Here is an 18358-nt window from a genome sequence, read left to right as displayed (position 1 = left end):
GGATGCGCGCTACGCAATACGTCCCCGCACACGGTACGGGACCGAGTGCGGGGACGTACGGAGGCCGGCGCCGCGAGGCGCTGATTGGCCCTTAGCCCTTGAAGCGCGGGAAGGCGGAGCGGCCCGCGTACACGGCGGCGTCGTCGAGGATCTCCTCGATGCGCAGCAGCTGGTTGTACTTGGCGACGCGGTCCGAGCGGGCCGGGGCGCCGGTCTTGATCTGGCCGCAGTTCACGGCGACGGCGAGGTCGGCGATGGTGACGTCCTCGGTCTCGCCGGAGCGGTGCGACATCATGCACTTGAAGCCGTTGCGCTGGGCCATCTCGACGGCGTCGAGGGTCTCGGTCAGCGAACCGATCTGGTTCACCTTCACGAGCAGGGCGTTCGCGGAGCCCTCCTCGATGCCGCGGGCGAGGCGCTCCGGGTTGGTGACGAAGAGGTCGTCGCCGACGATCTGGACCTTGGCGCCCAGCTTGTCGGTGAGGGTCTTCCAGCCGGCCCAGTCGTCCTCGTACAGCGGGTCCTCGATGGAGACCATCGGGTACGCGGAGACGAGCTCCTCGTAGTACTCGGTCATCTCGGCGGCCGAGCGGGACTGGCCCTCGAACTCGTACTTGCCGTCCTTGTAGAACTCGGACGCGGCGACGTCGAGCGCGAGCGCGATGTCCTTGCCCGGGACGTAGCCGGCCTGCTTGATGGCCTCGACGATGAGGTCGAGCGCGGCGCGGTTGGACTCCAGGTTCGGCGCGAAGCCGCCCTCGTCACCGAGACCGGTGGAGAGGCCCTTGGTGTGCAGGACCTTCTTGAGGGTGTGGTAGACCTCGGCACCCCAGCGCAGCGCCTCGGAGAAGGACTCCGCGCCGATCGGGGCGATCATGAACTCCTGGATGTCCACGTTGGAGTCGGCGTGCGACCCACCGTTGAGGATGTTCATCATCGGAACGGGCAGCAGGTGCGCGTTCGGGCCGCCGAGGTAGCGGAAGAGCGGCAGGTCCGAGGCCTCGGAGGCGGCGTGCGCCACGGCGAGGGACACGCCGAGGATCGCGTTGGCGCCGAGGGAGCCCTTGTTGTCGGTGGCGTCCAGGTCGAACATGGCCTGGTCGATCAGGCGCTGCTCGGTGGCGTCGTAGCCGACGAGCTCCGGGCCGATCTGCTCGATGACGGCGAGGACGGCCTTCTCGACACCCTTGCCGAAGTAACGGTTGGGGTCACCGTCACGGAGCTCGATGGCCTCGAATGCACCGGTGGAGGCGCCGGACGGAACTGCAGCACGGCCGGTGCTGCCATCGTCGAGGCCCACCTCGACCTCGACCGTGGGGTTGCCTCGGGAGTCCAGGATTTCCCGGGCTACGACGACGTCGATGGACGGCACGAGCATCTCCTTCTGGGATGTGACGCTGGGTGTGCGGTGGCGTGTCAGGCCGTGGGATGGCCTTGCCGCCTAGAGCCTAACCGGCTCCGGGCACTGGGCCCGCCGACCGCCCGGGTCCTGGGACGAAATAGGGGCTGAATGCCCCTCTTCCAGGACATAGGGCTCTGGAAAAATTGGGCTTCGGCCCGCGAAGGGCCGCCCGCACCGGTTCCGGAGCGCGCCCCGGAACGTGCCCCGGGACATGCCTGCGAGCATGCCGCCGCCCGGCGCGCGAGGTGATGCGCGCCGGGCGGTGGGCATGCTGAGCGACCGCGGGTGATGCGGTGTCATGCAGGAGTTCAGCTGAGCGTCAGCTTCTGACCCGGGAAGATCAGGTCGGCGTCCTTGACGGTGTCCTTGTTCAGCTGGAAGAGCTTCTCCCAGCCGCCCTTGACGCCGTTCGCCTGGGCGATGGTGCCCAGGGTGTCGCCGGCCTTGACCACGTAGGAGCCGTTGCCGGTGGCCGGGGCCTCGGTCTTGGGGGCCTGCGGCTTGACGGCCGGGGTCTCGACGCGCTCGGAGCGCGAGACGGGGACCTCGGTGCGCTTCGGCTCGGCCTTCGGCGTCGCCGGCTTGGCGGGCGTGGCCGGCTTCGCGGGCTTCGCCGGGGCGGGCTTGGCCGGCTTCGTCTCGGGCTTCGGCTTGGCGGGCGTGGTGGTCGAGCCGCCGCCGTTGTACGCGGCGTTGGACAGGCCCTTGCCGCAGTGCGGCCAGGCGCCCTTGCCCTGGCCCTTGAGGACCTTCTCGGCGATGGCTATCTGCTGGGACTTGCTGGCCTGGTTGGCCTGCGCGGCGTACGCCTTGCCGCCGTAGCCGGCCCAGGTGGAGGCCGAGAACTGCAGGCCGCCGTAGTAGCCGTTGCCGGTGTTGATGGCCCAGTTGCCACCGGACTCGCACGCCGCGACCTTGTCCCACTCGGAAACGGTGGCGGCGCTCGCGGTACCGGCCGTCATCAGCGGGGCCGCGACGGCGACACCGGCGACACCGGCGAGCGTGACGATACGGACGGCCTTGGAGCCGCGACGGTGCTTGCCCTTGCCGGAAAGCAGCATGGAGTTCTCCTCACCGACGCCTTCGAGGTGAGCTGTCGGGTTCGGGCGGATGAGTTGCCCGGTCACGTGTCGAGCACGTGGCTTAACCCCAAGCCGGTGCGCAGCCGTCTTCCAACGACCGTTCCCGGCGCCTACCTTGGTTCCCCCGCTCCTGCCTTCGGCGCTTGCGCGACGACTGTTCCCCCCGTCCGCCGGCAGGATTCGGCGATGCGGTCGAAGGAGCCCGCGGTGGCGAGCGACTCAGAAGGTAGACAGGTCTCCCCCTGATGTTCAACGCGCGACATCAGGGAGAAACCGGCCTACTTGCGTTCCTCAAAAGTACGTTTACGCAGGTGAGGGGCGGGTTTGTGGAAGTTCCGGAACGAGACACGCCAGTTGATCGGAAGAGACGCATGTCTCATTTGCCGATAACGGACATTCAGCTCTTTCCGGGTGGGCGAACTGCCCCTATTCCTTGGTTAGATCCAGGTTCTGACCCGGCTTGATGAGGTCCGCGTCCCCACCGATGACCTGCTCGTTGGCCGCGTAGAGCTTGTTCCAACCGCCCTTGAGGCCCTGGGAGTCGGCGATCGCGGCGAGGCTGTCGCCGGCCTTCACCGTGTACGAGGGGGTCGACGCGGCGTCAGAAGTGCCGGGCACCTCGACGGCGGCCGGGCCGCGGTGCTTGCCCGCTCCGTCGACCGCACCGGCGGGCACGGCCGAGGGCGTGGCGCCCGGGGTGAGCGGGGCCGTGGGCGCCGTCGGGTCCACCGGGACGGTGGGCGTGCCCGGAACGCCGGGGGTCCCGGGGGCCGTCGGGGCCGTCGGGGCCGTCGGGTCCACCGGGGTGGTGGGGGCCGTGGTGGGCGGGGTCGTGGTGGGCGGCACGGTCGTCGGCGGGACCGTCGGGTCCGTGGACGGGGCCGGGGAGTCGGGGTCGGGCATGACGGGCAGTCCGCTGGTCGGGCCCAGCGGGTAGTCCGGCAGGCCGGTCGGGCCGGTCGACGGGCCCTCCTGCCCCGGCTGCGGGGTCGGGGCCCCGAAGTCGACGGCGGGCTCGGAGCCGGCGACGGGCACCGAACCGTCGGGCCGGACCGGGGTGGGGGCGACCGGCCCGGCGGGCCTGGGGTCACCCGGGTCCACCGCTGCGGCCGGACCCTGCTGGGTCAGACCGGCCGAGGCGGCGCACAGCGGCCACGCCTGGGGGCCCTGCGAGGCCAGCACCTTCTCGCCGACGGCTATCTGCTGGGAGCGGCTGGCGAGGTCGGGGCGCTCCGCGTAGGCGAGTCCGCCCGCGTTCCTCCACTGCTCCTGCGTGAACTGGAGCCCGCCGTACTCGCCGCTGCCGTAGTTGGCGCTCCAGCTGCCGCCGCTCTCGCAGTCGGCCACCTTGTCCCACGTGGTCGTGTCGGCCGCGCTCGCGTTCGTCGCGGCGAGCAGGGGCAGGGCGAGTGCGGAGCCTGTGACTCCGGCGGTGACGACCAGGGCGGGTACCTGGCGGGGGCGTCTGTGGCGGCCGTTCCCGGAACGCATGAGGCTGCACCTTTCGCATAACGGCGGGGTAACGGCAGAACCTAGCGGCCTTCGAACGATTGTCACAAGTTCGGCAGGTGACTGACGTGTGATCAGACGGCGTCGGAATGCGACTCAGTTGTTTCGAGGTGTGAAGCGAACCGGAAGGGTGCGTAGGCCACGCATGATGAGTCCGCCGCGCCAGCGCAGGTCCGTGGGGGGAACGGCAAGTTCCAGATCCGGCAGACGCGTCAGCAAAGTCGCGAGCGCCGTCTGTCCTTCGAGCCGGGCGAGCGGAGCGCCGAGGCAGTAGTGGATCCCGTGGCCGTAGCCGAGGTGTTGGTTGTCACTCCGGGACAGGTCCAGGGTGTCCGGATCGGCGAACCGCTCGGGGTCCCGGTCGGCCGCAGCGAGGACCACCAGCACCGGGTCGCCGGCCGCGACCTCCTGCCCGCCGAGGGTCAGCGGGACGGTCGCGAACCGCCAGGTCGCCAGCTCCACCGGGCCGTCGTAGCGCAGGAGTTCCTCGACCCCGGTCTCCAGGAGGGCGCTCTCGCCCGCCGCGAGGGAGGCCTGGAGCCGCTCGCGCTGTTCCGGGTTCATGAAGAGGGAGTGGACGCCGTTGCCGATGAGGTTCACGGTCGTCTCGAAGCCGGCGAACAGCAGGATGAACGCCATCGCCGTGGCCTCGGCCTCGGTGAGGTGGTCACCGTGGTCACTTGCCCGGATCAGGTCGGAGATGAGGTCATTGCCGAGGTCGTCCCGTTTCCGGTGGATGAGTTCCCCGAGATAGGTGCGCATCTGCTTGACCGAGCGGGCGACTCCGCCGCGCGGGCCGCCACCGTGCCGGATCATCATCCCGGCCCAGTCGCGGAAGTCGTCCTGGTCCTCGCGCGGTACGCCGAGCATCTCGCAGATGGCGTAGATGGGGAGCGGGAAGGCGAACTCGTGGATGAGGTCGGCCTCCCCCTTCGCGGCGAAGGCGTCGATCAGTTGGTCGGTGAGCTCCTGCACGCGCGGGGTGAACTCGGCGACGCGGCGCGGGGTGAACGCCTTCGACACCAGTCGGCGCAGCCGGGTGTGGTCCGGCGGGTCGATGTTCAGCAGGTGCGTCATCAGCTCCGCCTTGCGCTCTCCCGGGATACCGGTCCTGCCCTTGGCGTGGGCGGGTTCGGCGTGGTGCGCGGGGTTCTTGCTGAGGCGTTGGTCGGCGAGGGCCTGCCGGGCGTCGGCGTAGCGGGTGACCAGCCAGGCCTCCACCCCGCTGGGGAGCTTGGTGCGGTGCACCGGGGAGTGCTCGCGCAGCCAGGCGTAGGCGGGGTAGGGGTCGGTCGCGAACTCCCAGTCGAAGAGGGTCGGCCCCTCGGCGGGGGCGGAGTCGGCCGGGGTCGCGGAGGTCTGCTCATGCACCCGCAGACCGTATCCCGGACCGTACCGGCGATCCCATATGGGGTGTTCGTCGCGGCTGTCCGCAGATCGGCCATCCCTTGACGTCCCGTTCCCCGCCGTTCCTACTTTCGGTTTTGTGGATGTGAGGATCTTGAAGAGCAGTTTCGCGGTGGTGGAGAGGAGGGCCGAGCACGCGGTCAAGTACTTCTACTCCCACCTGTTCTGGCACAACCCCGGGATCCGTGAGCTCTTCCCGCCCGACCCGCGGGACATGGAGCGGCAGCGGGACCGGCTCTTCGCCGCCCTCACGCATGTGATCTCCCGGCTGGAGGACGAGACCCTCCTGCCCTACCTCCGTGACCTCGGCCGCGACCACCGCAAGTTCCTCGTCGGCCCCGAGCACTACGCGGCCGTCGGCGCGAGCCTGCTGGCCGCGCTCGCCGAGACCTCCGGCGAGGCCTGGACCCCGGCCACCGAGAAGGCCTGGGCCGAGGCCTACCAGGTGATCGCCGACATGATGACGGCCGGCGCCGCCGCCGACGACTCACCGCCCTGGTGGGACGCCGAGATCGTGCGGCACCTCCAGTACGGGGAGGACATCGCGGTACTGACCCTGCGACCCCACGCGCCCCTCCCCTATCTCCCCGGCCAGTACGTGAGCGTGAGCTGCGCGCGCGTGCCGACCACCTGGCGGACGTACTCGCTGGGCAACGCGCCCCGCTCCGACGGCACCGTCGACCTCCACGTCAGTCGCATCGAGGGCGGCCGGCTCAGCACCACCCTGGTCCGCGAGGTCCGGCCCGGCGAACGGCTGCGGCTCGGCGCCCCCGGCGGGGCGCTGACCCTGCGGCGCGCGGACCGGCCGGTCACCCTCATCGCCGCCGGGACCGGCTGGGCGCCCGTCCGCGCCATGCTGGAGGACCTCGTGGAGCACCCCCCCGATCACGACGTACGGCTCTTCGCGGTCGCCCGGGACGCCGCGCACCTCTACGACCGGCCGCTCATCGACGCGTACGCCGCCGACCTGCGCTGGCTCGCCGTCACCTACATCACGCCCGCCCCCGGCCGGCACCGCAACCAGGCGACCGACCGGCTGGCGACCGCGCTCAGCAACCGGGGGCTGTGGCGCGAGCAGGACGTCTACCTCAGCGGGCCGCCGCAGTTCGTCGACGAGACCGTTCACCTGCTGGAAGGGCTCGGAGCGCTCCCCGACCGCCTCTTCCACGACGCCGTTCCGCCGGTCGGCGCCGCCCCGAACCGGCCGACGGGCTTCGGCGAATGGTTCCTGGACCGGCCCGCCACGCACTGGCACAACCCGTCGGGACGCGCCCCGCGCGAGGACTGAGCCGCGGGGCTCGCCGGCCGAGGTCCCCGCCCGCGCTACGCGACGCCCTCGGCCGCCCGGATCGCGTCCCGGTAGGCGCGGGCCGCCACGCGCAGCGCGGTCTCGGGGTCGGTTCCCGCCTCCTCGGCGCGCGCCGCCAGCGCCAGCAGTTCGTATCCGATCCCCTCGCCCCGGGGCAGCTCCACGGGAAGGCCCGCCGCGCGGACCCGACCCGCCAGCTTGGCGGCGAGCGCGAGACCCGGCTGGGCGAGCGGGATACCGTCCGTCACCGACGCGCGCCGCTTCTCGACGGCCTTCGTGGCCTGCCAGTGCGCGCGGACCTCCTCCGGGGTGTCCGCCTTCTCGTCACCGAAGATGTGCGGGTGCCGGCGGATCAGCTTGTCGACGAGGTCGCCGGCCACGTCGTCGATCGAGAACGGCCCGACGGCGACTTCGCCGTCGTCGTCCCCGTCGCCTTCGTCGCCTCCGTCGCCCTCGACGGAGGCGGCGCCGTCCTGGGCGATCCGGGCGTGCAGGACGACCTGGAGCAGCACGTCGCCGAGCTCCTCGCGCAGTTCGGCGCGGTCCCCGCCCTCGATCGCCTCGACCAGCTCGTACGCCTCCTCCAGCGCGTACTTCACCAGCCCCTCGTGGGTCTGCCGGGAGGTCCAGGGGCACTCGCGCCGGACCCGGTCCATCACCTGGACCACGTCGAGCAGTCGGGCGCCGGGCAGGTCGTACGAGCCGGGCAGCAGCTCCAGGTCGGGCATCGAGACGCGGCCGGATCCGGCGAGGCGGGCCAGCCCGTCGGTGAGTCGGCCGTCGCCCTCCCCGCCCGGGATCACCACGACCGTACGGCCGCCGGCGCAGGCCTCGACCAGCTCGTGCGCGTCGGGGGCCGCCCGCTCCACGGTGACGCCCGCCTCGCGCAGGTACGGCAGCTGCGGGTGCCCCGGGTCGGCGCACAGCACCCGGTCCGCGGCGTGCAGGATCTGCCAGGCGGGCCAGGACAGCAGCCCGGGGGCGACCCGATGGCTCGCGGTCAGCAGCACGATGCGGCCGGCCGGGACGGGGGTCCGCCCGTCGGCGGGTACGGGAGCGGCGGGGGCGGGTTCGGCGGTGTGGTCGGTCACCCTCCGAACCTACCTCCGTCGCGCGGGCTCAGGCCCCGGCGGGGGGAGCCTGCTCGGGCCGGGTGCGCTGGGTGATCCACGGGGTCTCCTGGTCGCCGAGCAGGATCTGCTGGGCGTCCCACCGGCCGTAGCGCGGGTTGACCTCGATGTCGAGTTCCTTCGCCGCCGCGCCGAGCTGGGCCAGGGCCTTCTCCTGGCTGCCGTAGTGCGCGAACAGCTTGTCGCGCAGCAGCTTGAAGCGGGCGTCCGCCTCCATCTGGCCGGGCGCCAACTGTGCCTGCTGGAGGGCGGCCGCCCGCAGGGTCTTCTCGTCGCCCGCCTGCTGGAGCTGGGCCTTGTGGACGCCCTCGATCTCCTTGGTGGTCACCGACACCCCGGCGGTCCGCGCGGCGTGCTCCAGGACGGCGCTCTGGATCATCTTGTTGAGTTTGGTGCGTTCCAGGCCGGCGGTGGCCTCGATGAGCTGGGCGCCCTGCTCGGAACGGTTCTGCGCGGTGCGGACGTCGTTCACCTGGGCCTGGAGCGCGGAGGTGGTGATCCGTTCACCGCCCACGACGGCCGCGGTGCCGGGGCGGGTCCCGCCCGAGCAGGCCGACAGCAGGGGGGCCGCCACGAGCAGGGCGGCGGAGACGGAGAGCGCTGTGCGACGGTGCAAAGGAGCCTCCAGGGCCGGGAGATTGTGCGTCGGTGCACAAGGGCCGTGCGGTGATCGATGGTATGCAGTCAGGGTGGCCCGAGCCACCGGTTCGACCAACGATTCCGGGGGTGTTGGGGTGCGAGTTCACTCCGCGGCCACCACCACGCCCTCCGTTCCTGGGAAGGTCGGCCCATCATGTCGACATCGCAGCACGCCCCGCACCGCTCCGCCGCACGCGCGGGGGCGTCCGGTCCGGACCCCGCGACGGGCCCCGCGGCCGGTCCCCGTCCCCGGTCCGGTCGCCGCGCCGCCCTCGCCGGGGGCGCGGCGGCCGCCCTGATCACGACGGTCGCCGTCTGCGCGGGGGACGCCGCCGCGCGCGTCTTCCCGTACGGTCCGCGCCACCGCAGCGTCAACGACCTCGGGAACCAGTTCGTCCCCTTCCACGCGCAGCTGTGGGACCTGCTGCACGGGCGGGCCGAGGGCGGTCTCCTGCTCAACTGGCGCTCCGGGTACGGCACCAGCTTCCTGCCCGACCTGGGCACGTACCTGTCCAGTCCCTTCGCCCTCCTGGTGGCGTTCTTCCCGCGCGCCGACATCGACCTCGCGGTGTACGTGGTCACCGTGCTCAAGACGGCCGCCGCGGCCGCGGCGATGGCCTGGCTGCTGCGGACCCAGCGGCGGGGTCCGTGGTGGGCGGCGGGCCTGCTGGGCGGCTCGTACGCGCTGTGCGGCTGGTCGGTGGTCGAAGCCTCCTACAACCCGATGTGGCTGGACGGGCTGATCGCCTTCCCCCTGCTGTGCCTGACGGGGGAATGGGCACTGCGCTCGCGCCGCCCGGTGGCGGGGGCGCTGGTGGTGGCGCTGTGCTGGACGGCGAACTTCTACACCGCGTACATGGCCACCCTCGGCGCGGCGCTGGTCCTGCTGGTCCGGGTGGTGCTGACCCGGGACGACGTCCGCGAGCGGATCCGGGTGTGCGTGCGGGGGGCGGTGACGACGCTGCTGGGGATCGCCCTCGCGGCGCCGCTGCTGGCGCCGCTGTTCCTGAGCTCGAAGCAGGCCTATCCGGGCTGGTTCAAGGAGTTCCGGCCCGTGCCGTGGCCGGACCTGTTCGCCCGGCTCCTGCCGGCGACGTACTCGTTCTCCTCCCCGGCCCTGTTCGTGGGCACCGGGACCCTGCTGCTCGTGGCGGCGCTGCCGTTCCACCGGGCCCTGCCGGCCCGGACCCGGTGGTGGTGGGCGGGCCTGGTGGCCGCCGTGCTGCTGTCCCTCCAGTGGGCGCCGACCCATCTGGCCTGGCACGTCTTCGCGACGCCGAACGGCAGCCCGTACCGGCAGACCTTCGTGCTCGCCGGGATCGTGGTGATCGCCGCCTGGTCGGGGCTGTCCGCCGGGCTGCCCGGGGTACGGGCGCTGGCGGCGGGCGCGGGCGTCCTGGTGACGGTCGTCGCGGTGGCGGCGGCCGGCAGCGGGCTGACGACGACGTGGGGCGTCGCGCTGTTCGGCGCCGGTCTGGCGGCGTCCGCCTGGGCGTGGTGGGCGCTCGGGAGGCGCCGGGCGGTGCCGGCGGCGGCGGCCCTGCTGGTCGCGGTGCTGGGGGCGCAGGCCGCGGCGACGACGGCCTACGGGCACAAGGGGAAGCTGGGCGGGCTGGACGACTACCCGTCCTGGGGCGCCGGGCACACGGCCCGGGCCGCGGCACTGGCGGAGGCCGACGGCTGGCCCGCGTACCGGACGGACCCGGGGCGGCCCGCGCTGTCGGGCAACGACCCGATGCTGCTCGGCGGCGAGGGCGGTTCGTACTACAGCAGCCACACCCCGGACGTGTTCACCCGCTCGATGGCGGCGCTGGGCGCGGGCTGGACCTCGCGGGGCCGCAACGTCCAGAGCCTCGACAGCCCGGTCACGGACGCGGTGTTCGCGGTGGGCGCCCGACTGAGGCCCGACGGGAGCGTGGCCCGCGCCGAGGTCCCGCCGCTGGTGACGGTCCGTCCCGCGGGCCCGCCGCCCGCCTACGGGGACTCCCCCTTCGCCAACCAGGAACTGCTGCTGGGGTCGCGGGTGTACGAGGACCCGGTCGCCCCCGGGGTCTGCCGGGCGGGCACGGAGGCCTTCCTGTGGGCGCCGGAGTACAACGCCACGGCCCGCCTCGCGGACGGCCCCGCGTTCCGACTGAACGGTTGGGCGCCCCGCAACCGGGCCGCGCTCCAGCCGATGGGCGTCTCGCACGGCCCCGCCTCGAAGCTGGTCTTCGACCGGCCCGAACCGGCGGCCTGGACCCTGTCCTGCCTGGACCGGCCCCGACTGGACGCGGCGGTGGGCGCGCTGCGCGCCTCGGCCGCCGGCTCCGTACGGGTGTCCTCCTCGGGCGTGCGCGCGACCCTGCCGCCGGGCAGTACGGGCACGGCGGTCCTGTCGGTGCCGGCCGTCGCGGGCTGGACCTGCAACGGCCGCCCGGCCGGGGAGCGGCTGGGTCTGGTCGCCGTCCCGCTGGACGGCCGCACCACCACCCTCGACTGCGGCTTCCGACCGCCGGGGCTGCTGCCCGGGGTGGCGGTGGCCGCGCTGGCGGCGACCGCCCTACTGGGCTCGGCGTACCGGCGCCGGCAGCGGGGCGCGGCGGCCGGGCCGCCCCGTCAGCGGACCTGGCCCAGCCACTGGAGGGTGCGGCGGACCTCCACCGGGAGGGGATGACCCGGGCCGTGGACGCGGTCCGCGTCGAACAGGAGGCGGACCAGGGTGTCGTGGGCGCCCTGCCGGTCACCGAGGGAGAGCAGCAGGTGCGCTATCCGGCGCCGGACCTCCAGGGGCAGGCCCGGGTCCGGGTTGGCGTAGTGGTTCTCGAAGAGCGGGAGCAGCGAGCGGTACTCCGCGAGGGCCGCCGCCGGTTCGCCGAGTTGCTCCAGGCACTGGGCCGCGTCGTAGCGGAAGCGCAGCGCCTGGGCGTCGCCGGCGGGGAACTCGTCGGCGAGGCGGCGCAGTTCGGGCAGGGCGCGGCGGTACTGGCCGTCGTCCATCAGGGTGGCCGCGTACTGCTTGCGCAGGGAGCGGACCACTGGTGAGTGTTCCCCGTGTTCGGCGGCGGCGGCCGGCAGGATGCCGCCGAGGATGTCCACGGCCTGGGTGAGGCGGCCCTGGTCGAGGAGCTTGCGGGCCTCGTCGACCGCGCCGGGGATGTCGGGCCGGGGCGGCGCCGGCGGGTCGGCCGGCCGGGGCGGGACGACGGCCGCGCGGTCGGGCCAGGGGGCCTGCGGGCGCAGGAACGGGCGGGTCGGGTCGAGCGGGCCGGCCGGCAGTCGGCTGCCGCGGGTGGGCAGCAGCGGGGCGAGGGCCTCGTAGACCTCCTGTGCGGAACCGGGCCGGTCCTGGGGGTCCTTGGCGAGGAGGCGCATCAGCAGCTCCTCCAGCTCGCGCGGGATCTCCGGGCGGGCGCCGCGCACGGGCAGCGGCGGCTCGTACAGGTGCCGGTGGAGGACGCCGAGGGCGGTGGAGCCGGCGAACGGGACGTTGCCGCTGAGGAGTTCGTACAGCAGCACGCCGAGGGCGTACAGGTCGGTGTACGGGCCGACGGCGCCGCCCATGGCCTGCTCGGGCGCCATGTAGGCGGGGCTGCCGATGGGTGATCCGGTGCTGGTGAGGCGGGTGGTGTCGGTGTCCATGACGGAGGCGACGCCGAGGTCGAGGACCAGGACGGTGCCGTCGGGGCGGATCATCACGTTGCGCGGCTTCAGGTCGCGGTGGACGATCGGCACCGCGTGCACGGCCGACAGGACGGCGCACAGCTGCGCCACCACGGAGACGGCCCACGGCCAGGGGTAGGGGTCGTGTGCGGCGAGGTGGTCGGCGAGGTCGGAGCCCTCGACGTAGCCCATGACGAGGTACAGCTCGTCGCCGTCACTGCCCGCGTCGTGGACGGTGACCAGCCCGGGGTGGTCGACCTGCGCGGTGACGCGGCATTCGCGCACGAAGCGGCGGCGCAGTTCCTCGGCGACGGTGCCGGGGCCGGCCACCTTGTCGGGGCGCAGCAGTTTGACGGCGACGCGGCGGTCCAGGCGGCGGTCGTAGGCCGTCCAGACCTGGCCCATGCCGCCCTGTCCGAGGATGGTGGCGAGCTGGTAGCGCTCACCGATGAGGCGTTCCCGCTCGGTCACTTGTCACGGTCCTGGCGGGCCGTGTCGTTCGGGTCCTGGTACGGGCCCCCGGGCCGCGGCGGCTGCTGCGGCTGCTGCGGCCGGCGCAGGAGTTCGCTGAGCTCGTCGAGTTCGGCGCGGACCTGTCCGATGCGCGGCGGCGGCGTGGCGTGCGGCGGGTTCTGCGGGACGTGGGGCGCGGGGCCGGGCACGGGAGTGTGCGCGGGCGGGTAGCCGTAGGCGGGGTTGGTCTGCTGCGGCGGCGGCATGTACGTGGGCTGCGCGGTGGGCTGCGGGTACCAGCCGGCGGCCGGCTGCGCGGAGGCGAGGGCCTCGTGGTGCTTGATGTCGGCGATGAGGAAGTAGACGCAGGTCGCGAAGCCGGTGAGGATCGAGCCGCCGGCGCCGAGGTTGCCCTGCCAGCCGTTGGTCTCGGCGGTCGGGTCGAGCTGGATGAAGGTCATCCAGACGACGGCGAGCAGGCCGCTGACGACGAGCAGGACCCAGTCGCGCGACTTGCGGGTCACCAGGGCCAGGCGCAGCATCGCGCCCCAGGCGAGGAAGCCGCAGCTGATCACGGGGAGCACCGCGAACAGCACGCGCAGCGTCACCACGGTGGAGGAAGTGGGACGGTGGCCGTGGGGGCCTTGCTGCGGCGGGATGCCGGGGGCGTGCATCGGTGCTCCTGACGGGCCGTGCGGACGGTTGCGGGTATGAGCGTATACAGCCTTTCCGGCCGTCCGTGAGGGGATGGACCCAACCGTTGCAGGGTCGCCGCACAGGGGTCGCTGCCGGCGGGACGGATCCGTCCGACAGGCCGTCGTACAGGCCCTCGCCGAGGTGGTGGCCCGCGGTTCGGCCGAGCCGTCGGCCCAGGTGTGGGACCAGGTGTGGGCCAGGACCACGGGCCGCGCGACCCGGAAGAAGTCCTGAAACCCGCCCCTCCCGGCCGGGCCGCCCCGGCTAACCTCTGGGGACTTCGCACGCTCCCAGGGGGGAACCCGACTTGCGCACCACCATGCCCGCCACCACTTCCGTCACCGCCGCGTTCGCCTGTGCGGCCCTGCTGACCCTCACCGCGTGCGGACCGTCCTCCGACGCCGCGACGGGCAAGCCGTCACCGCCCTCCAGCGCCTCGGCGCCCGCGAAGCCCGACCCGTTCGCGGGCAAGGACCCCGCCGCCGTGCTGCGCACCGCGTACGAGGAGACGGAACGGGTCGCCAACAAGGACCTGGTCATCACGCAGACGGCGAACGGCCGCCAGATCACCGCCCTCCTGAGCGCGGAGGGCGAGCGGGTGTGCCACGGAAAGGTCACCGTCATGAAGGCCGGCGCCGCCGACCTCTACTTCGAGGACGGCACCCTCTCCCTCCGCGCGGACGAGGGTTTCCTCAAGGACCTCCCCGAGGGCGGGGCCCGGCCCGAGGCCGACCCCGAGGGGTGGATCTCCTTCGAGGCCTCCTCCCCCTCGGTCGCGCACCTGCTCCCCCTCTGCGTACAGTCCCAACCGGCCAAGACCTTCGCCGACCGGAAGAACGTCCGGCGCGAGGCCGACACCTCCTACGACCAGTGGCGGGTCGCGGTGTTCAAGTCGACCGCCCCGGGCGGCGCCGAGATCACGGACCACGTACTGATGGACGGCGCCCCGTACCTCGTCAGGCGGCTCGTCGGCGGGCCCGACTTCGCCAGGACCGAGTACCTGGAGCTCCCCGGCCTCTCCAGGAAGCCCAGCGGCTCCCCGAGCGCGCCCGCCCGGCCCGCCTGACCGTCCTCCCCGTCCCGGCGCGCGGACCCGCCGCAATCGGCGTAACGTCGCAAAAGGGGCAGCAAAGGGAGCGTACGCATGGGGATTTTCGACAAGTTCAGGGACCAGGCGAAAACCAAGGGCAGGGACATCTCGGACAACCTGGAGCAGGAGGCCAACGAGAAGACCGGCAACAAGTACGCCGATCGGATCGACAAGGCCCAGCAACAGGCCGAGCAACGCCTCGGCATCGACGACGACCCCACCAAGTAACGCCCGCACACGGAACGCGGAGGGCGCCGGCCACGGCCGGCGCCCTCCGCTCGTGCGCGGACCCGGTCCCCCGCGTACGGACCCGGTCCCGCGCGTACGAACGCGGCTACGAGCCGAGGATCGTGGTGAGGAACTCCCCGGTCCAACCCAGCAGTTCCCGCCCGACCAGCGGCTTCCCGCCGACCCGCGCGGTCTTCGGCCTCGGCACCAGCACCTGCGAGGTGGCGGGCTTGAGGACCGTCCCGGGGTAGAGCCGCTTCAGGCGCAGCTCCTGCGATTCGCGCAACTCCACCGGACCGAAGCGGATGTTGGGGCCCTGGAGGGTGATGTCGCCGACCCCGCAGGCCCGGGCCAGCATCCGCAGTCCCGCCACCAGCAGCAGGTTCTCCACGGGCTCCGGCAACTTGCCGTAGCGGTCCGTGAGTTCCTCCCGCACGGCCTTGATGTCCGCCTCCGAGTTGGCCGCGGCGATGGACCGGTAGGCCTGGAGGCGCAGCCGCTCGCCGGGGGCGTAGTCGTGCGGGACGTGCGCGTCGACCGGCAGCTCGACCTTCACCTCCAGCGGCGGCTCCTCCTCCGCCCCGCCCTCCACGGCGGCCCGGTAGTCCGCGACCGCCTCGCCGACCATCCGGATGTACAGGTCGAAGCCGACGCCCGCGATGTGCCCGGACTGCTCCCCGCCCAGCAGGTTGCCCGCGCCGCGGATCTCCAGGTCCTTCATGGCGACGTACATGCCGGCGCCCATCTCGGTGTGCTGGGCGATCGTCGCGAGCCGCTCGTGCGCGGTCTCCGTCAGCGGCTTCTCCGGCGGGTACAGGAAGTAGGCGTACCCGCGCTCGCGGCCTCGGCCGACCCGGCCGCGCAGCTGGTGCAGCTGGGAGAGGCCGAAGTTGTCGCCGCGCTCCACGATGAGGGTGTTGGCGTTGGAGATGTCGATGCCGGACTCGACGATCGTCGTCGACACCAGGACGTCGAACTTCTTCTCCCAGAAGTCCACCACGACCTGCTCCAGGGCCTGTTCGGACATCTGGCCGTGCGCGGTCGCGATCCGCGCCTCGGGCACGATCTCCCGCAGCTTCGCGGCCGCCCGGTCGATGGACTCGACCCGGTTGTGGATGTAGAAGCACTGGCCCTCGCGGAGCAGCTCGCGACGGATCGCCGCGCCGATCTGCTTCTCCTCGTACGGGCCGACGAAGGTCAGCACCGGGTGCCGCTCCTCCGGCGGGGTGGTGATCGTCGACATCTCGCGGATGCCGGTCACCGCCATCTCCAGGGTGCGCGGGATCGGGGTGGCGGACATCGTCAGCACGTCGACGTTGGCGCGGAGCTTCTTCAGCTGCTCCTTGTGCTCGACGCCGAAGCGCTGTTCCTCGTCGACGATGACCAGGCCCAGGTCCTTGAACTTCGTCTCCTGCGAGAACAGTCGGTGGGTACCGATGACGATGTCGACCGAGCCCTCCTTGAGTCCCTCCAGGGTGGCCTTCGACTCGGTCTCGCCCTGGAAGCGGGACAGCGCCTTCACGATGACGGGGAACTGCGCGTACCGCTCGGAGAAGGTGCCGAAGTGCTGCTGCACGAGCAGGGTCGTCGGGACGAGCACGGCGACCTGCTTGCCGTCCTGGACGGCCTTGAAGGCGGCCCGGACCGCGATCTCGGTCTTTCCGTAGCCGACGTCGCCACAGATCAGCCGGTCCATCGGGACCGACTTCTCCATGTCCTCCTTGACCTCGGCGATGGTGGTGAGCTGATCGGGCGTCTCCGCGTACGGGAAGGCGTCCTCCAGTTCGCGCTGCCAGGGGGTGTCCGGGCCGAAGGTGTGGCCGGGGGCCGCCATGCGGGCGCTGTACAGCTTGATGAGGTCGGCGGCGATCTCCTTGACGGCCTTCTTCGCGCGCGCCTTGGTCTTGGTCCAGTCCGCGCCGCCGAGCCGGTGCAGGGTGGGGGCCTCGCCGCCGACGTACTTGGTGACCTGCTCCAGCTGGTCGGTGGGGATGTAGAGGCGGTCACCGGGCTGGCCGCGCTTGGCGGGGGCGTACTCGACGAGGAGGTACTCGCGGGTGGCGCCCTGCACGGTGCGCTGCACCATCTCGACGTACCGGCCGACGCCGTGCGCCTCGTGGACGATGTAGTCGCCGACCTCCAGGGTGAGGGGGTCGACGGACTTGCGGCGCCGGGTCGGCATCCGGCCGAGGTCCTTGGTGGCGGTCCGCTGGCCGGTGAGGTCGGTCTCGGTGAGGACGGCCAGCTTCAGGGCCGGGTCGACGAAGCCGTTGTCGAGGGAGCCGCAGGCCACGTGCACCAGGGACGGTTCGAGCTTCGCGAGGCCGGGCTCCAGCCGGGCGGCGATGCCCTCGCCGCCGAGGACCTCGACGGTACGGGCGGCCGGGCCGTGGCCCTCGGTGAGGAAGACGGTGCGCCAGCCGTCGGCGAGCCAGCCCTTGGTGTCGGCGAGCGCGCGGGCGGTGTCGCCGCGGTAGGCCTCGGGGGCGTGCATGCCGAGCTTGAGGGTGTCCCCGCCGACGGTGTCCTCGTCGGCGGCGAACGGCGAAACCGACCACCACATCATGCCGAGCTCGCGGGCGTGCTCGCGGACGTCCGCGATGCCCCGCAGGGAGGCCGCGCCGACGTCGATGGGGGCCTCGCCGCCGCCGGCGGTGGCCGCCCAGGAGGCCATCAGGAACTCCTGCGAGGTCGCCACCAGGTCGGAGGCCCGGGTCCGGACCCGCTCGGGGTCGCAGACCACGGCCATCGCCCCGGCGGGCAGGACGTCGATCAGCAGTTCCATGTCGTCGACGAGGACCGGGGCGAGGGACTCCATGCCCTCGACGGCGATCCCCTCGGCGATCTTGTTGAGCAGCTCGCCCAGCTCGGGATGGAGCTCGGCCAGCGCCGCGGCCCGCCCGCGCACCTCGTCGGTGAGCAGCAGCTCACGGCAGGGCGGGGCCCACAGCCCGTGCTCGGCGATCTCCAGGGACCGCTGGTCGGCGACCTTGAAGTAGCGGATCTCCTCGACGTCGTCGCCCCAGAACTCCACGCGCAGCGGGTGCTCCTCGGTGGGCGGGAACACGTCCAGGATGCCGCCGCGCACGGCGAACTCGCCGCGCTTCTCGACCAGCTCGACCCGCGCGTACGCGGCCGCCGCGAGGGCGGCGGTGATCTCGCCGAGGTCGACGTTCTCGCCCTGCCGCAGGCTGACGGGCACCAGGTCGCCCAGGCCCTTGACCTGCGGCTGGAGCACGGAGCGGATCGGCGCGACGACCACCGAGACGGGGCCGGCGGCGGGGTCGTCCGGGCTCGGGTGGGCGAGCCGGCGCAGGACGGCGATGCGACGGCCGACGGTGTCGCTGCGCGGACTCAGCCGTTCGTGGGGCAGCGTCTCCCAGGACGGGTAGTCCACCACCCCGTCGGCCGGCAGCAGCGAGCGCAGCGCGGCGGCCAGGTCCTCCGCCTCGCGGCCGGTGGCCGTGACGGCGAGCACCGTCCGGCCGGTGCGCGCGGCGAGCGCGGCGATCGCGAAGGGCCGCGCGGCCGGCGGGCCGACGAGGTCCACGTGCATCCGGTTGCCGTCCCCGGCCGCGGTGACCGCCTCGGTCAGGGCGGGATCCCGGGTGACGGCGTCGAGCAGTCCGTGCAGGCTCATGAAGGGGGCTTTCCGTCCGGTGACGAGTGCGTCCGTGGGCAGGGGGCGGGGCGAGCGGCGGAGCAGGTGCGGGGCGGGGTCGGGCAGGGGCGGGGCGGAGTCCGAGCGGGGGCGGGGCGAGGTCGGGGCAA

General features: G+C 72.8%; 13 protein-coding genes and 1 riboswitch. Of the genes, 4 read left to right on the top strand and 9 right to left on the bottom strand.

Annotation, left to right across the window (positions count from 1 at the left end; translation table 11 throughout):
- Positions 1-91: 91 nt before the first annotated feature.
- The 4 genes from eno to ACFY0I_RS20295 all read right to left on the bottom strand — a co-directional run bounded on the left by eno (position 92) and on the right by ACFY0I_RS20295 (position 5364).
- Entirely contained in the window at positions 92-1378 is a 1287-nt protein-coding gene (gene eno / locus ACFY0I_RS20310; RefSeq protein WP_326590032.1) for a phosphopyruvate hydratase, read from the bottom strand.
- 332 nt (positions 1379-1710) lie between these two features.
- Positions 1711-2463 carry a transglycosylase family protein gene (locus tag ACFY0I_RS20305; protein WP_388897453.1) on the bottom strand — a complete coding sequence of 251 codons (753 nt, stop codon included), beginning with the start codon at positions 2461-2463 and terminating at the stop codon, positions 1711-1713.
- 2 nt (positions 2464-2465) lie between these two features.
- Positions 2466-2636, bottom strand: a riboswitch (cyclic di-AMP (ydaO/yuaA leader).
- A gap of 274 nt (positions 2637-2910) precedes the next feature.
- Entirely contained in the window at positions 2911-3975 is a 1065-nt protein-coding gene (locus ACFY0I_RS20300; protein ID WP_388897450.1) for a transglycosylase family protein, read from the bottom strand.
- 114 nt (positions 3976-4089) lie between these two features.
- Entirely contained in the window at positions 4090-5364 is a 1275-nt protein-coding gene (locus ACFY0I_RS20295) for a cytochrome P450 (RefSeq protein WP_388897447.1), read from the bottom strand.
- A gap of 121 nt (positions 5365-5485) precedes the next feature.
- Between ACFY0I_RS20295 and ACFY0I_RS20290 the strand changes: the two genes are divergently transcribed.
- The gene (locus tag ACFY0I_RS20290; protein ID WP_388897444.1) at positions 5486-6688 is read left to right on the top strand and encodes a globin domain-containing protein; all 1203 of its coding nucleotides are present in this window, start codon (positions 5486-5488) and stop codon (positions 6686-6688) included.
- 35 nt (positions 6689-6723) lie between these two features.
- Here the strand turns inward: ACFY0I_RS20290 and ACFY0I_RS20285 are convergent, their stop codons facing one another.
- Both ACFY0I_RS20285 and ACFY0I_RS20280 read right to left on the bottom strand, forming a co-directional pair.
- Positions 6724-7800: a MazG family protein gene (locus ACFY0I_RS20285; RefSeq protein ID WP_388897441.1), complete on the bottom strand. Its 1077-nt coding sequence runs from the start codon at positions 7798-7800 to the stop codon at positions 6724-6726.
- 28 nt (positions 7801-7828) lie between these two features.
- Complete coding sequence (locus ACFY0I_RS20280) at positions 7829-8455, bottom strand: SurA N-terminal domain-containing protein (RefSeq protein ID WP_388897438.1); 627 nt, start codon at positions 8453-8455, stop codon at positions 7829-7831.
- A gap of 177 nt (positions 8456-8632) precedes the next feature.
- Here ACFY0I_RS20280 and ACFY0I_RS20275 point away from each other — a divergent pair, with 177 nt between their 5' ends.
- Positions 8633-11134 (top strand): YfhO family protein, encoded by a 2502-nt coding sequence (locus tag ACFY0I_RS20275; protein WP_388897434.1) that lies wholly within the window; start codon positions 8633-8635, stop codon positions 11132-11134.
- Here the strand turns inward: ACFY0I_RS20275 and ACFY0I_RS20270 are convergent.
- Together ACFY0I_RS20270 and ACFY0I_RS20265 are read right to left on the bottom strand one after the other, a co-directional pair.
- Positions 11077-12591, bottom strand: a complete 1515-nt coding sequence (locus tag ACFY0I_RS20270; RefSeq protein WP_388897431.1) for a protein kinase — start codon at positions 12589-12591, stop codon at positions 11077-11079. The two genes, ACFY0I_RS20275 and ACFY0I_RS20270, sit on opposite strands and share 58 nt — an antisense overlap.
- A complete protein-coding gene (locus ACFY0I_RS20265) occupies positions 12588-13247 on the bottom strand; it encodes a hypothetical protein (protein ID WP_388897428.1) in 660 nt (219 codons plus the stop codon). Before ACFY0I_RS20265 ends, ACFY0I_RS20270 begins: the two co-directional genes overlap by 4 nt.
- 329 nt (positions 13248-13576) lie before the next feature.
- Here ACFY0I_RS20265 and ACFY0I_RS20260 point away from each other — a divergent pair, with 329 nt between their 5' ends.
- Both ACFY0I_RS20260 and ACFY0I_RS20255 read left to right on the top strand, forming a co-directional pair.
- A complete protein-coding gene (locus ACFY0I_RS20260; RefSeq protein ID WP_388897425.1) occupies positions 13577-14335 on the top strand; it encodes a hypothetical protein in 759 nt (252 codons plus the stop codon).
- A gap of 78 nt (positions 14336-14413) precedes the next feature.
- Entirely contained in the window at positions 14414-14587 is a 174-nt protein-coding gene (locus ACFY0I_RS20255; RefSeq protein WP_388897422.1) for an Rv0909 family putative TA system antitoxin, read from the top strand.
- Positions 14588-14693: 106 nt separating this feature from the next.
- Here the strand turns inward: ACFY0I_RS20255 and mfd are convergent, their stop codons facing one another.
- Entirely contained in the window at positions 14694-18227 is a 3534-nt protein-coding gene (gene mfd, locus ACFY0I_RS20250; protein WP_388897420.1) for a transcription-repair coupling factor, read from the bottom strand.
- Between the last annotated feature and the right edge of the window lie 131 nt (positions 18228-18358).

This window comes from Streptomyces sp. NPDC001568 (assembly GCF_042893755.1).
Taxonomy (GTDB): Bacteria; Actinomycetota; Actinomycetes; order Streptomycetales; family Streptomycetaceae; genus Streptomyces.
This window is presented reverse-complemented; position numbering and strand designations above follow the sequence as displayed.

Coding starts and splice junctions, on each gene's coding strand:
- eno (WP_326590032.1), bottom strand. CDS start 1,378: ATGCTCGTGCCGTCCATCGACGTCGTCGTAGCCCGGGAAATCCTGGAC.
- ACFY0I_RS20305 (WP_388897453.1), bottom strand. CDS start 2,463: ATGCTGCTTTCCGGCAAGGGCAAGCACCGTCGCGGCTCCAAGGCCGTC.
- ACFY0I_RS20300 (WP_388897450.1), bottom strand. CDS start 3,975: ATGCGTTCCGGGAACGGCCGCCACAGACGCCCCCGCCAGGTACCCGCC.
- ACFY0I_RS20275 (WP_388897434.1), top strand. CDS start 8,633: ATGTCGACATCGCAGCACGCCCCGCACCGCTCCGCCGCACGCGCGGGG.
- ACFY0I_RS20265 (WP_388897428.1), bottom strand. CDS start 13,247: ATGCACGCCCCCGGCATCCCGCCGCAGCAAGGCCCCCACGGCCACCGT.
- ACFY0I_RS20255 (WP_388897422.1), top strand. CDS start 14,414: ATGGGGATTTTCGACAAGTTCAGGGACCAGGCGAAAACCAAGGGCAGG.
- mfd (WP_388897420.1), bottom strand. CDS start 18,227: ATGAGCCTGCACGGACTGCTCGACGCCGTCACCCGGGATCCCGCCCTG.